We start from the raw sequence: 14,052 nt of genomic DNA, 5'->3' as shown, positions 1-14,052 counted from the left end.
AATCCCTTTACCAACATCCCAAAGGAGGCCCTTCCACCTCAATGACTTAATGACTTAATGACTCAATGACTTAATGACTTAATGCCTTAATGACTCAATGACTCAATGACTTAATGACTCAATGACTTAATGACTCAATGACTCAATGACTTAATGACTCAATGACTTAACCCCCCTTACCTACATCCCAGAGGAGTCCTTTTCACCACCATTACCCAGTCGAAGATTCCAAAACTGTGCTGCGAACACTCATGCACGCGACGCCGCCAACGCGCCCAGGGAAAGCCTCTCCCATTTGTCCCCGTGAAAACAAATCCCTGGAATAGCGGGTTGACGTGTCCGCCCCGCAATCGCCTACCATGGATCGCCCATCAGGGCGCACACTTGGGGTGCGCCCCTAAAGGATGTGGAACGTTTCACCTGAGGCAAAGTTTGCACGGTAGGCGCGTCTTTTCCAAAGTCACCGAGAAACTCGTACCTTTTCCCAGAAGGTCAGAAACGAATGCGGGCGAAACGCCCGCATTTCTTGAAAAACCAACACCTGCCCGTATTGTCGAGCAGGCTTCTAATGGGTCATCTTTTTGAGCTGTAATGCCAGTCGTCTGAGATGTTCCTGTTCTTCTTTCACCAGCAAGCCGATAAACTGACGCCCTTTTTCTTCTTCGGTGGCATCTTGCATACTCAGAAAAAAGATCACGGAATCCTTTTCGAATTCCATGGCCATGCGCAGAGCGTCCACGGCATCTTGCACCTTGGCGATCTTCGCATCCACGCTTTCACTGGTGCGAAAGACATGGCCGTCAGCCATCATTTTTAGGTAATGGGCCACTTCGTTATTGGGATCGTAAACCGTGGGTTCTGAGGCTTGAGGAGGCAGCTGCGCCTTGAGCTCCAGGAACTTTTTTTTGTGTTCCACTTCCTGTTGAGCCAAGTCTTTAAAGATGGCTTGCACTTCAGGATCTTCGATCTTGGCCAGAGCTTTTTCGTAAAAGGTCTTTCCGTTTTCCTCGATTTCCACGGCAATCTGAAAAACTTCCGCAGCATTGAATCCAAAAATCATTGAGTTTCTCCTCACAGTGCCTCGTTGCGACGGCTATTGCTATTCTTTGGCGAAGTCACCCTTGGAGGCGCCGCACACCGGGCAGGTCCAATCGTCAGGAAGTTTTTCAAACGGGGTGCCCGGAGCCACACCATTGTCGGGATCTCCTTTGGCGGGGTCATAGATGTATCCGCAAATCTGACAAACGTAACGGTCCATGGAATCCTCCTTCTGTGACAGTGTCCTCAATGAACATCATCTCTGCCTATCTATGTGCCGTTTCCAGAACACGGCACCAGGTGTGTCGCCCGTCAATATAATTCATTTGCCCGACATTGCAATGATCGGACGGCGCTTTTGCCAGATGCGACGTAATCGCAAAGCATTGCCGACCACGGAAACCGAACTGAAGGCCATGGCCGCCGCCGCCACCATGGGGTTCAGGAGAATGCCGAACGTGGGATAGAGCACGCCGGCAGCCACAGGAATACCAGCCGAATTATAGAAGAAGGCCCAAAAAAGGTTCTGACGAATGGTTCTTATGGTCAGCCGGGACAAGACCATGGCTTCGACCACCAAACGCACGTCGGGACGCATGAGAGCGATATCGCCGGCTTCTACGGCCACATCGCTTCCGCTGCCCATGGCGATCCCCACATCGGCGGCCGCCAAGGCCGGCGCATCGTTGATCCCGTCTCCCACCATGGCCGTCACATGGCCTTCACGCTGGAACCTTCGCACCACTTCCTCTTTATGCTCGGGCAACACTTCAGCCACCACATGGTCCACACCCACAAGAGAAGCCACTGCGTGAGCCGCTGCCTTGTTGTCCCCCGTCACCAAGCCCACGTGAACTCCCAAAGCCTTTAAGGCTTGCACCGCTTCTCGAGCGTTTTCTCTCAGCTTGTCCTGCAAAGCCAGCATGCCGACAGCCTCTGTCTCGCGAGCCACGTAAACCACCGTCTTGCCTTCTCGAACCCACGCGTCAGCCTGGGCTTCCAGGCCTTGGATCGGGATACCCAGGTCCTCCAGCAGGCGTCGGTTGCCCACCACAACCGTCATCCCTTGCACCTTGCCTTTGGCCCCAAGCCCTGAAAAGGCCTCAAAGCCCTCAACTTCTTGCAACGGCACCCCTTCAGCCCGACCATGCTCCACGATGGCTCGTCCTAGTGGATGTTCGGAAGCCGATTCCAGGGACGCCGCCAACTGCATCACTTCGCTCGGGGTCGTTCCCGACACCGCCGCCACATCGGTCACCACGGGACGGCCTTCTGTGAGCGTTCCCGTTTTGTCGAAGAGCACTGTGTCCACTTTATGGGCTTTTTCCAAAGTTTCGCCGCTCTTGATCAGGATACCGGCTTCTGCTCCCAAACCTGTTCCCACCATGACGGCGGTAGGTGTGGCCAGCCCCATGGCACACGGGCAGGCGATAATGAGCACCGAAACAAAATTGAGGACCGCTCGACCCCAATCCATCCCCGGCACCACCAAGGCCCACACCACAAAGGTGATCACGGCGATGCCGACGACAACGGGCACAAAAACCGCCGCGACGCGATCCGCAAGCCTTTGAATAGGCGCTTTGGACCCTTGGGCTTCCTCCACCAACTGAATAATGCGTGCCAGTGAAGTTTCGGCCCCCACCCGAATCGCTCGCACCATCAGGGCTCCAAATCCGTTGACCGTTCCCGCAAAGACCCGCGCCCCGGGCATTTTGTCCACAGGGAGGCTTTCCCCTGTGAGCATGGACTCATCCACCGCAGAGGATCCTTCCAGCACCTCACCATCCACAGGAATACGTTCCCCGGGTCGTATGCGAAGGAAATCCCCTACCATGACCGCCTCTATAGGAACCACTTCTTCCACGCCGTCTCGCACGATACAGGCGGTGGTCGGGCGCAGTTCCAAAAGCCTTTGAATGGCCATGGAGGTTTTGCCTCGGGCCCGCGCTTCCAGGAACCGTCCCAAAAGCACCAGGGCCACAATCATGGCCGCTCCATCGAAATACACATGGGGATGCAGACCGGATCGAGCAAAGAAGGAAGGAAAGAAGACAGCGGCAACGGAATAGATATAAGCCGACAGGGCCCCGACGGCCACCAGCGTGTTCATGTCCGAAGTCTTTTGCCGCAAAGCTTTCCAGGCTCCCTCAAAAAACCGACTGCCCACCCAAAAGACTGCGGGAGTGGTCAAAACGATAAGGAGCGTATCGAGCATGGACGAAGGGATGCGATCCAGCCCCGGCACATGGGTTCCCATGGAAAGGATCATGATAAGCCCGGAAAGCACGCACCCCACAACAACACGGCGTTTCAGATCGTCTTCTTCCGCCCGACGTCGTGCTTCTCCAGCCTCATCCCGCCGCCCTTCCTTGACGATGCCAAGGGATTCGTATCCCGCCTCCGTAAGAACCCGTTCGATGGCCTTGGGATCCAAGAGGCCCTCTTCATGGACAAGGACCGCTTTGCCGGAAGCCAAATTCACCGACACACTCGACACCCCGGGAAGATCCCTCAGCACGTTTTCCACACGCCGCACACAAGCAGCACAACTCATACCCCCAATGGAAACGATGGTTTTTCCGCCGACACCGAGGCTTGAGGCAAGTGTTCGACCGTTTTCGGTTGTCTCGATAAGGATCTTCTCAGAGGAGCTCATAGCCGGCTTTTTCGATTTTTTGGCGCACCAGCCCCATATCCAGGGGAGTTTCTGTTTCTACGGAAGCTGTCCCTTTCCCCAAGTCCACTTGGACGGAAAGAACTCCAGGAATTTCTTTCAAGGCCTTTTCCACCGCCTTCACGCAATGACCGCAGGACATTCCCTTGATTTTTAAAGTTTCTGCCATGTTTGCCCTCTCTTTTCCCATCGTGCTCGTATGTCTGACCCGTTTGTCAGTTCATGAAACAGGCCAAGCGCTATGGCCTCGCAGGCTTTCCCATCGTGATCGTATGTCTGACCCGCTTGCCGGAGAAACACGTGCCTCCGCCTGAAGACCACCAGGTCAGTCCGTGGTGCCGTATTTATCGGCTGCCCATGTTCTGGCATCCCTCTACGGCTGACCGATGTGATCGCCACAGGACCATGATTCTGTGTCGTTCTGCCCATAAGCCTACCCACGTTCCACAACATCGGTAGGGGTGGACCAATATGTCCGCCTCCGCTCGTCACCTACGGTGGGTTTCGGGGTGCACACACCGGTGCGCCCTACAGTAATCATCCTCAATTTAAGTGGACATCCAGGTGCGAACCTAAAGAAATCCAGGTGACGCTTTTGGCGCCGTACGGGGGCGCTTTTACGAATCATGGGATGCGCTGAGGCGCCGTTTCCAAAAGGCCAAAAGACCGTTTCTTCCAAAAACCACCTGCACCAATTCCCAACCTCGTTTGCCCCGCTCATTCAAAAGATTTTCCAGAATGGCCCCCTGATCTACCGGCACATCTTCCAGACTGCAGGCTCCTTGATCCGTGCAGAAGAAAGCCGTTTCACGAAAAGAATCCGCGGAGTGTCTCGTCACGGAATACTCAAACCTATCCACCTTTGTTCAACTCCTCAGTTTTTTCACAGGTCCCGACGCTGTGAGGTAAACCACATCCCAACCCGATCCTAAACGGAAAACAGTACGCAATTCGTCGTCGTAATAAGCACCGATGCCACAGCATCCCATTCCAAGAGCCGTGGAGGCAAGATACAGGCGCTGTCCCAACCTTCCGGCATCTAAGAGCGTCGATCGATATCCTCGCGGCCCATAGATCCCGAAAACCTTCTGCCAATCCACGCCATAGGCCACATGAAACAGCGCATGCCTCAGCCATTCCTGATCCAGACACGCGTGCGCCGAAGCCCGTCGAAAATCCCCCGAAAGGATCTCTCGTGCCTCCTGCGAAGACGCCTTCCAGGCATAGAGACCCGCCGGCAAATCTTCGGCTTCCCCGCATGCGATGAAGATTTCCACTGCCTCACATAAGGCCTTGTCCAGATGCAGGCTATGCCAGAGAGTCTGCCAGATCTGCGCGGAAACATGCGCCGGTACATAGTTTCGGTGCGACCGACGTCGCCACACACTTTCGACAAAGGAGAGACCTTCGGGCACAACGTTTGGACGTGGAATTTTCCTTACCTTTCCCTGATCCCCTTGCGGCGTCACGGCCTCATGGGCTTCTCCCTCTCTCACCTTTCCCAAGGCTTTGGTGGATTCCGTGGCCCGATGGGCTTCTAGAATGGCTGAAGGCACTTTGTCGGATACACTGAGGCGACAGGCTTCCGGTTGCACCATATCCCATGCATGACTCTTTTCAAGAAGACAAAACTCCCCTGAAACAGACCCGGTCGTTTCGGTTTCCTTCGTTGAACCTTCATCACTGAAGGCAATGACCGCCACACAGGCTTCCCTTTGGGGATCGACCCCAAGGAAACTGTTCAGTTCCCCGTCGTGGAAACAGTCCCAGACACAAGCTTTTATGCCTTCAGAGTGGAGAACCAATAAGGCGTTTTCCACCAGGTGTCCGGCATCCAAAAGACAGTATCGGTAGGCACGATCCCGATACTTCCAGGAACTTCGGAAAAAGAGTGTGGTCACGAAAAACGCAGCGGCCCACCGAGCCTTCGACCCGAGAAAACGTCCTGAACGCAGGCGCACCAAGCGGTATCGTGCCAGATCGTAATGATACAGGCCGTCTTCAAGGCCGACGATTCCCTGAACGGCTACGTAAAGCTCACAAGGATAAAGCGCTCCCGCCGACGGCACGGATCGAAAGAAGAAAGCGTCCGCACCTCTTCCACTTTGGGCTGTGATCCCGTAGGTCAAAGTGAGCATGCGGCTCAGGGTTTCGAAATCGAGCCGGTCCGGAACCGAAAGGACCGGGTCAAAAAGCACTTGAAAAAAGGGCCTTGAACTCCTTTGCAAATCTTCCGGTTTGGGCAAAGCCACCGTAGGAAGCCCTTGGTATGTTTTGAAAATCTCAGGACGGATATTCCAATCCAAAAAACCCCCGCCTAAACCGCCACGTCGATACGCCGTCCGCTCATGGTAGGAAACCCCGCCGCCCATCATCTACTCCCCAGAAGGCAGTCGAAAAACTCACCATGCCAAGCTCTAGAACGCCGTTTCAAAAAAGGGGCGAGGCGCCGCCTCGCCCCTCCAAGCCTGAAACTGTGTCTTTTCTTGAGACAATGGGCCTTCGGCCCGCAGTTTAGGCGGACGGGACGCCCGCCCTTCAAGGAAAAGATCCAAATTCAGGTGCCGCTCGGGACACTCTCATCGATGAACCCATTTTTCGGATGACAAAACCCGTGGTCCACGTCCCATGCTTCATGCCCTGATCTTTGATGGTTTTGGACTCATCCTCCCCACGGCATCTGGGCATAGGCTTCACTTAACTTGTCTCGAAACTGCCTGAAAAACATCTCATGTTGTTTTTCCCATCGGGACAGCATGGACAAGGCGTCCTTAACCTTTCCCTGCGCCTTGGACGCCATGTTGGCGTAAAACTCACTCAGATCCTTTTCGATGAGCCATGCCGTGTTGAACACCGTCACATCCGGCACCATGGACCCTTCCAGGCACTGTTCCATGAATTCCTTTTTCGCTCTTTCGTCAAAGTAATCCGTCGGCTCCAGAATCAATTCCTGAAGCTGACCGGGATCCACTTCTTTGCCGTGTCGCAGTTCGTCCAAAATGCGGCTGATAAAGGCAATATGCTTCTCTTCTTCGGCAATCAACCTCTTAAAGGCGCTCACCGCCGCCCCGATGCCCAAGCGCTGCAACGATGTTTGAAAAAAGAGCTTCCCGGTCTCTTCCTGATTCAAGGCATATTCGAACACTTTGATAACCGCTTGATTCGCGCTCATGACATCTCCTTTCTTTGCCCCTTCAAACCCTTATCCCCGCGCCTCGTTTAAGAGGGCTCTCAATTGTTCCAGATCCGTGGTCGGAGCCCCACATTGCCTGCCTCGGCACACATACGCCGTCGGTTTTCCTTCCACAGGATGCATAGAAGCAATAAAGGGAATCAGCTTTTCCAAGGAAACACGAGGCCCATCGTCGAAGGGTTTGACCACGACCACGGTGCGAGGCCGAAACCCTTCCCTCACGCACCGAAGCATGGCTTCGTTTTCCATATCTTTCCCCAGGCCCACCAGCACCACTTCACATCCAGGCCCTAACAGGCGATCAAAGCCGTTAAGAAAATGCGTGTAGGCTCGAGGGTATTTTTTCACTTCATGGGCAAAGCATCGCACCAAAGCCTCGGCGGTTATTTCCCAACGCATCTCTCCCGTGATCTGCGCAAGTCTTGTCAAGGTATTGAGAGCGGTAGAATTCCCCGAAGGCAGCGCTCCGTCGTAAACTTCCCTTTCCTTGATAATGAGTCGCTCTGCGTCCTTGGCCGTGTAGTCAAAACCACCCTTTTCATCGTTCCAAAACAAGGCCGTCATGGCCTCATGAAGCTCCATGGCTTTTTTCAGGTACGCCGGATCAAAGGTGGCCTCATAGAGCTCCAGCATGGCCCAAGCCAGAAAAGCGTAGTCGTCCAAGTACCCCGGATAAGCCACGTGACCGTGCCGGTAACGGCGGTACAGACGACCTTGAGCATCTCGAAGGGTGTTCCAAATAAACTCAACGGCTCGAATCGCCGCATGAAGGTAGGACTTTTCGCCCAGCACTCTGTAACCCAGGGCCAAAGCAGCAACCATCAGGCCGTTCCACGCCGTGAGGATCTTGTCGTCTTTGAGAGGGGCAGGTCGACTTTTTCGATGCCTCAAGAGGGACTGCCTGACGTTTTCCATGAGATTTTCAAATTCGGGCAGCGAAAGGCCTGCTTTTGGAGCAAGAGTTTCCAAGGGTTCGGCGAGATGCAGCACACTGCGGCCTTTTTCGAAGTTCCCTCGTCCCGTCACCCCGAAATAGGCACAGGCCCAGAGCGCCTGATCTTCAGGCAACACGGCGTGCACTTCTTCCGGCGTCCACGTGTAAAAAAGACCCTCCTCACCTTCGGTATCGGCATCCTCCGCGGAATAAAACCCTCCGTCGGGGTCGGTCATATCCCTCAAGACGTATTCAAAGATTTCCCGGGCCACCTGCGCATAAAAGGGTTTGCCGGTCACCTGAAAGGTTTCCACATAGGCCATGGCCAGAAGCGCCTGATCGTAAAGCATTTTTTCAAAATGAGGCACCAGCCATCGAGCATCCACCGAATACCGGTGAAACCCATAGCCCAACTGATCAAAGATACCGCCTTGGCGCATGGCCATGAGGGTTTCTTCCACCATGCCCAGGGCCGCCGGATTGCCAGTACGGGCATGATAACGAAGAAGAAAGGTCAACTGGTGAGGTGTGGGGAATTTGGGGGCTTCCCCAAATCCCCCCCAACGCGGATCAAAGGCTCCTCGAAGCTGGTTAAAAGCTAAATCCAAATCTCCGGCTTCCAGAAAGGATTCCTGCCCTTGAGAAGCCTGCCGCAGGACTTCGACGATCTTGAAGCCCGTGGACGTCAACTTGGCACGTTCCTCACGCCACAGCCGACTTACTTCTCGTAAGAGATCCAAAAAGCCCGGCATGCCCATTCGAGCCGTCTTAGGAAAATATGTGCCGGCAAAGATGGGCAAACCCTCCGGGGTCAGAAACACGGATAAAGGCCATCCGCCATGCCCGGAAATCACCTGACAGACACTCATGTACACGCCGTCGATGTCCGGGCGTTCTTCACGATCCACCTTGACAGAGACGAAGTGCTCATTGAGGTAACGAGCCACTTCAAGGTCTTCAAAGGATTCATGGGCCATCACATGGCACCAATGGCATGTGGCATACCCGATGCTTAAAAAGATGGGCTTGTCCTCACGCCGTGCCTTGGCAAACGCCTCTTCACCCCATGGATACCAGTCCACGGGGTTTTCGGCGTGTTGTAAAAGATAGGGGCTTTTTTCCCCCGCAAGCTTATTGGGCATAGATTGTCCTTATCGAGGCGTGTCATCTTGTCCGCCGGCATAGATACTGCACTTTGTAAAATCGATGGGTTGTCCGCATTGGGGACACATATGCTTTTTGTCAAATTCGTCGGAAAAGATTTCCTTTTCCGCACCGCATCCATCACATTTGCACACAAAAGAACGAAGATCCTTGAACTGCTCAAAACCCGGGCAATGTCTCGGCGTCGTCATGGCTTTCTCCTTTTCATCCCGCAGAGGCAAGGAAAAGGCCGAGATTTCTCGATGATTTTTCTCTGTACCTCTGCGTCTCTGTGGTTGATTTTTTAGACCCCCAAAGTCTGGCGCTCCCTTGGAGACGGTTAAGCACCGGCTTTGAGTTTTTGAGCGATCTCCTGTCCGTACCGCTTAGCCATCTGTGCGGCGCCGCTTAACGCTGAGGATTTAAGCTTCAAGGGCCCGCTGATCATGTCCATCTGGTAAATGTTTTTCATGGTTTCAAAGATACGCCCCGGAGCCTCGCCGCTCCAGCCAAAGGCTCCAAAGGCTCCGCCCACTTTTCCCTTCAAGTCGTATTGTTCCAGCTTGAAAAGGAAGGTTTTCATGGATGGCATCATTTCCCCATGATAAGTCGCCGATCCCAGAATCAACGCATCAAATTGCTCGGGATTTTCTTCGGCCTTTTCGAATTCTTGCACCCCTAAAACTTTCACGTCCACACCGGCTTCGCGCAGCCCTTCGGCGATGAGATCCCCTATGGCCTTGGTTTGGTTGGTCCGGGTGGCATAAAGCACGAGAGCTTTGGGCACAGCCGCGCTCCTTTTCTTTTCGTTTTATTGCTTGACCTCTTCCACGTGAACCACTTTACCTTTGTGCTTGGTGCCGCAGGCCGGGCAAAGGATCTCCATTTCCTCTTCCGGACCGATGTACTTTTCTCTGAGCTTTTCGGGACCCAGGAACGTCACGTCTCCACACGCACATTGAGGACATTCCCCTCGAACCGTGTATCTCCTTTTCGTCATAATGCCTCCCCCTTTGGTTAAAATGTGATCACCTGAAACCCCTGATCCACATACCTCGCCAGGCTCGCGTGACCTTTCATGTCCGCAAGCAACGTCAAGCCTTCTTTTTCCACGGCATCGAGCACGCCTAACTGCACAGAGCACGCTCGGCACACGCCGTGAATCAAACCCGCGTTCCTGACCTGAAGGTAAAGTCCCTGCATGGCATGTTCGGGCGCCGCGATCACCGGCACGACTTTCACAGCCGCCCCTTCCACCACCACAGCCGTTTCGTAGCCTCTTTCGTTAAAATCCAGGGCATTAAGTAAAACATGCACAAAACACATGACCTCGCCATTGAAGGCGCATAAAAGTACCTTTTTCATGGCATGGGTCTCCTTTCTTCGGCAGGCTTTGGAGTTCCCGAAAAGCTCTGAGACACCCTCTGCTTAAGGTTTCTTGAGCTTATCCAACTCTTTGAGGATCCCTTCCAAAGGAGGCCTTTCATTGATGTCATGCACATCGATAAAGCGAATCACTCCTTCTTTGTCGACGATGAAAATGGCCCGTTCTGAAACTCCATCGGAACGTAAGACCCCGTACTGGGATGCCACCGCTCCATGCGGCCAAAAATCGGAGAGAACGGGAAACCATAAGCCACCCATTTCCTGAGTCCAGGCAAAAAGGGTAGGGAGATTGTCCACGCTGATGCCTAAAAGAACGGCATCACGAGCCTCAAAAAGCTCTTTGGCGATGTTGTAGCCCGGCCATTGATCCGAACACACCGGTGTCCAGGCGGCTGGAACAAAAGAGAGTACCACATTCTTTTGGCCGCGGAACTGAGACAATCGAACTTTTTCTCCCGAGATGGAAGGAAGTGTGAAATCGGGTGCTGCATCTCCCACGCGCACCTTAAGCTGCGAATCCACGGGCTTCAGCGGTCCCGGCGTGTAGATCTTGCCCTGAAAAACTTCAGAAATTCCATAGACGCTTCCGTCATAAGCTAATAGGGCCGCCAAGCCGAGCACGACCATGCTTCTTCGAAGAAACACCGTCAAGATCCTTTTCATTTTTTTCTGCCTCTCCATGAGCTTCTTGGCTCACCGAACCATGCCCTTACCCACCCCTAAGACAGGCTTCTAAGGGCCCATAAGACGCCGGTAAAAATCTTCCGGGGTACCAAAACCGCCCGGTTGCGAATAAATGACCTTAGGTGTTCCCTTGGCGTCCTTTTGAAGCACGATAAAATATGGGGTTCGCACTTGCCCCAACGTCTTATGCACCAAATAGTCTCCATCGGGAATCACCGGAAAGGGCACCTTGTACTTTTGAACAAAGACATCCACTTCAAAGGCCGTGTTCCCTGCCCCGATACCCAGAATCTTCAGTATTTTTCCAGGACGGTTTCTTTTTTGGGCCAATTCGTAAAAGGCGTTCACTGTAGGCGCTTCCCTTTGGCAGTAAGGGCAATACATGCTCAAGATTTCCACAACCACCACATCGGCGTCCACCTGATCCACGGTAAAGGTCTTCACGTCGCCTATCCCGAGGTAGGCTCTCATAGCGGGATCCTTGGGCGCTTCCAAAACCAGAGGTGGAAAGGTTCCACCGACCTCAGGAACCCCCGAAGCCGCGTGCCCCCATCCTGCACAACCAAACCATGTTCCAAGGAGCACAGCCACAGACAAAACCGCATAAAAACCCTTGGATCCCTGCACGATTTCACCTCCCCACCGATCCGGGCGACAGCATCCGCTCCATCCATTCCATCTCCCGAAGCCCTTTGGATTGAAACCACCTTCCATTGTCAAACACACTGTAGTCGGCACCCATCATGGCCGATGAAAAGCGAATGGAATTGGCGAAAAAGAGCCATTGTTCCACCCACCTTCTTTCCAAGGGTTCGTCAAATGGATTGTCCGGAGGCCCTTGAACGCGTTGATTTTTCCACGCATGCACCATGATGTCCGTGGCCGTTTTCGTCATGCGGTTGGTTTCGAGAATGGTTTTTTCAAACCGTTCCCAATGGCCCTGCACCCACTGGGTTCCATGACAGGCTCGACACACCCCCTGCATGGCGGCTCGCCGTTTGCCCTGCTCGGTTTCATCAATAAGGGCGTCAGCTTGCCAGGTCCCATCGAGGTTCGTCGGTAAGGTCAAGCCATCGGCGCTTCTAAGGGTATGCACCTGAGCTTCCCGAGGGTGCGGATGGGCATAGACTAGGCCGAAAATCCGCCATGGAAGCCGGTCATTCATGGCATGGGATCTTTGAGCCACCACATTTTTGCCTTCATCCACAAGGAGACTCACATGGCATGTGGCGCAGGTAGGCGCGTTCATGTCTTTTCCCACCACCCAGGGAACATTGGTGAAATTCCACGACCCCTTTTGAGAGCCGTAGAGGTTCCCGTGTTTGCTCACGCTGTAAACTTTATAGGCGGGAACATCGGGACCTTTGTGGCATTGACTGCATGTTTCCGGTTTTCGAGCCACCTCGATGGAGAAGCTGTGTCGTACATGGCATGAGGCGCATGAGCCGTTGGAGCCGTCGGGATTCAAGCGTCCCACACCCACATTCGGCCATCCGGTAAGCACGACGAAATCCATTTCGCCGAAATCCGTGTCTCGGGAAACGGTCCCTCGCACTTGCACATCCGTGCCGTGACAGCTTAAACAGGAATCCTCGTTGGTATGCGGCATGGGAGGCATGGCTTGAAGGGCTGCGTTCTGAAAAACCTGAAGGCCGTTAATGGCATCCACAAGTTGGCCATACAAAGGGTTTTTCATGAGGTTGGTGTGCGCATGGGCCATGAGATTACGTTGGTATTGACCCGCTTCTTCCTGATGGCATATGCGGCAGTCTTCCGGACTGGTCACCACATAGACCTTGTAGCCATGGTGTTCCACGGTGTCTTTGTGAGCGTCGGCTCGCAGCGTGTGGCATTCGGCACATCCCACGCTGTGGTTTTTGAGTTCTTGAGGCACATTGGGAGAACTCACTTTGCGAGCCATCGGCTCTACGGCCATGGCTTCACCGGGCGTCACCTTGGCATGCCGGCTTCGCTGCCAATCGGAAACAATGCCTGGAGTGGCCTGCACATGACAGGATAAACAGTCTTGGGTTGCCGCACTATGAGGTGCGGCAAGTATCGGTTTGGGAAAATTCATGCCAAGAACCGTCATCATACCAAGGACCATGAAAGGAACAAACCGAAGTCCACTCTTCACCGCGGTGTCTCCTTTGTCAGCCTAAAGCCACGTCCAAAACCATCATGCACACAAAACCCACAAGACACGCCATGGTGACCACGTCGGCATGACCGCTTCTTTGCGCTTCAGGAATCACTTCTTCGACCACCACGTAAATCATGGCACCGGCCGCAAAACTCAAAGCATAGGGAAGCAAAGCCATCGAAGAAGCTGCCATGGCCGCTCCCAGAACCGCTGCCACGGGTTCCACGGCCCCGGATAACTGTCCATACCAGAAGGCTTTGAACGCCCTCAGACCTTCCCGTCGAAGAGGCACGGAAACCGCCGTCCCCTCCGGGAGATTCTGTAATCCGATACCCAAGGCCAGAGCCACTGCTCCGGCAAGGCCGGCTTCCTGGATCTGGGCTGAAACGGCTCCGAAAGCCACTCCCACGGCAAGGCCTTCGGGAATGTTATGAATCGTGACCGCCAAAACCAGAAGGATGCTGCGACGCCAGTGCGTCGGTAGACCTTCCGCTTGGTCCGTTGGAAACCCGATGTGAAGATGGGGAAGAATCGCATCGATGCTCCGAAGAAAGAGGCCTCCCGCAAGGAACCCGACAGCCGCAGGCATCCACGGCACGGCCGCTCTTTCCGAAAGCTTTAGAGCCGGTTCCAGAAGAGACCAATAGCTGGCGGCAATCATGACACCTGCGGCAAAACCCAGCATGGCGTCCAAAAATTTCTGGGGAAAAGATCGTCGCCACAGCACGGCGGAAGCTCCCACCGCCGTCATGAGCCAGGTGAAAATTGTCGCCGCCAGCGCCTGGCCTACCGCGGGCCAGGTGTGAAAAGCGTTCCAAAGGCTTTCCACGGTAAGCGCCATGGTTCGAGATCTC

16 protein-coding genes are annotated in these 14,052 nt (G+C 54.1%); all 16 read right to left on the bottom strand.

Features of this window, described 5'->3' with window-relative positions:
• Nucleotides 1-565 precede the first annotated feature (565 nt).
• The 16 genes from WHS46_14075 to WHS46_14000 all read right to left on the bottom strand — a co-directional run bounded on the left by WHS46_14075 (nt 566) and on the right by WHS46_14000 (nt 14,039).
• Nucleotides 566-1,060 (bottom strand): ferritin family protein, encoded by a 495-nt coding sequence (locus WHS46_14075; protein ID MEJ5349804.1) that lies wholly within the window; start codon nt 1,058-1,060, stop codon nt 566-568.
• 39 nt (nt 1,061-1,099) lie between these two features.
• Nucleotides 1,100-1,258 (bottom strand): rubredoxin, encoded by a 159-nt coding sequence (locus WHS46_14070; protein MEJ5349803.1) that lies wholly within the window; start codon nt 1,256-1,258, stop codon nt 1,100-1,102.
• Nucleotides 1,259-1,360: 102 nt separating this feature from the next.
• The gene (locus tag WHS46_14065) at nt 1,361-3,697 is read right to left on the bottom strand and encodes a heavy metal translocating P-type ATPase (protein ID MEJ5349802.1); all 2,337 of its coding nucleotides are present in this window, start codon (nt 3,695-3,697) and stop codon (nt 1,361-1,363) included.
• Nucleotides 3,684-3,884 carry a heavy metal-associated domain-containing protein gene (locus WHS46_14060; GenBank protein MEJ5349801.1) on the bottom strand — a complete coding sequence of 67 codons (201 nt, stop codon included), beginning with the start codon at nt 3,882-3,884 and terminating at the stop codon, nt 3,684-3,686. The genes WHS46_14065 and WHS46_14060 overlap by 14 nt, the downstream gene beginning before the upstream one ends.
• A 448-nt stretch (nt 3,885-4,332) precedes the next feature.
• Nucleotides 4,333-4,575, bottom strand: coding sequence for a hypothetical protein (locus WHS46_14055; GenBank protein ID MEJ5349800.1), 243 nt, complete (start codon nt 4,573-4,575; stop codon nt 4,333-4,335).
• Nucleotides 4,576-4,581: 6 nt separating this feature from the next.
• The gene (locus WHS46_14050; protein ID MEJ5349799.1) at nt 4,582-6,090 is read right to left on the bottom strand and encodes a SagB/ThcOx family dehydrogenase; all 1,509 of its coding nucleotides are present in this window, start codon (nt 6,088-6,090) and stop codon (nt 4,582-4,584) included.
• 287 nt (nt 6,091-6,377) lie between these two features.
• On the bottom strand, nt 6,378-6,887 hold the full coding sequence (locus tag WHS46_14045; GenBank protein ID MEJ5349798.1) for a ferritin family protein: 510 nt from the start codon (nt 6,885-6,887) through the stop codon (nt 6,378-6,380).
• A 30-nt stretch (nt 6,888-6,917) separates the two neighbouring features.
• Nucleotides 6,918-8,984 carry a thioredoxin domain-containing protein gene (locus WHS46_14040; protein MEJ5349797.1) on the bottom strand — a complete coding sequence of 689 codons (2,067 nt, stop codon included), beginning with the start codon at nt 8,982-8,984 and terminating at the stop codon, nt 6,918-6,920.
• Nucleotides 8,985-8,993: 9 nt separating this feature from the next.
• Entirely contained in the window at nt 8,994-9,197 is a 204-nt protein-coding gene (locus WHS46_14035; protein ID MEJ5349796.1) for a hypothetical protein, read from the bottom strand.
• Nucleotides 9,198-9,325: 128 nt separating this feature from the next.
• Nucleotides 9,326-9,772 (bottom strand): flavodoxin domain-containing protein, encoded by a 447-nt coding sequence (locus WHS46_14030; GenBank protein MEJ5349795.1) that lies wholly within the window; start codon nt 9,770-9,772, stop codon nt 9,326-9,328.
• A gap of 24 nt (nt 9,773-9,796) precedes the next feature.
• Nucleotides 9,797-9,985 (bottom strand): hypothetical protein, encoded by a 189-nt coding sequence (locus tag WHS46_14025; protein MEJ5349794.1) that lies wholly within the window; start codon nt 9,983-9,985, stop codon nt 9,797-9,799.
• 17 nt (nt 9,986-10,002) lie between these two features.
• Nucleotides 10,003-10,350, bottom strand: a complete 348-nt coding sequence (locus WHS46_14020) for a hypothetical protein (GenBank protein ID MEJ5349793.1) — start codon at nt 10,348-10,350, stop codon at nt 10,003-10,005.
• A 63-nt stretch (nt 10,351-10,413) separates the two neighbouring features.
• A complete protein-coding gene (locus WHS46_14015; protein MEJ5349792.1) occupies nt 10,414-11,034 on the bottom strand; it encodes a peroxiredoxin in 621 nt (206 codons plus the stop codon).
• 69 nt (nt 11,035-11,103) lie between these two features.
• Nucleotides 11,104-11,682: a TlpA disulfide reductase family protein gene (locus WHS46_14010; protein ID MEJ5349791.1), complete on the bottom strand. Its 579-nt coding sequence runs from the start codon at nt 11,680-11,682 to the stop codon at nt 11,104-11,106.
• A 4-nt stretch (nt 11,683-11,686) separates the two neighbouring features.
• The gene (locus WHS46_14005) at nt 11,687-13,192 is read right to left on the bottom strand and encodes a multiheme c-type cytochrome (GenBank protein ID MEJ5349790.1); all 1,506 of its coding nucleotides are present in this window, start codon (nt 13,190-13,192) and stop codon (nt 11,687-11,689) included.
• 16 nt (nt 13,193-13,208) lie between these two features.
• Nucleotides 13,209-14,039, bottom strand: coding sequence for a ZIP family metal transporter (locus tag WHS46_14000; protein ID MEJ5349789.1), 831 nt, complete (start codon nt 14,037-14,039; stop codon nt 13,209-13,211).
• Nucleotides 14,040-14,052: the final 13 nt, after the last annotated feature.

Source organism: Desulfosoma sp. (assembly GCA_037481875.1).
Taxonomy (GTDB): domain Bacteria; phylum Desulfobacterota; class Syntrophobacteria; order Syntrophobacterales; family DSM-9756; genus Desulfosoma.
The sequence above is the reverse complement of the archived record's forward strand: the minus strand, read 5'-3'. Positions and strand labels throughout refer to the sequence as shown.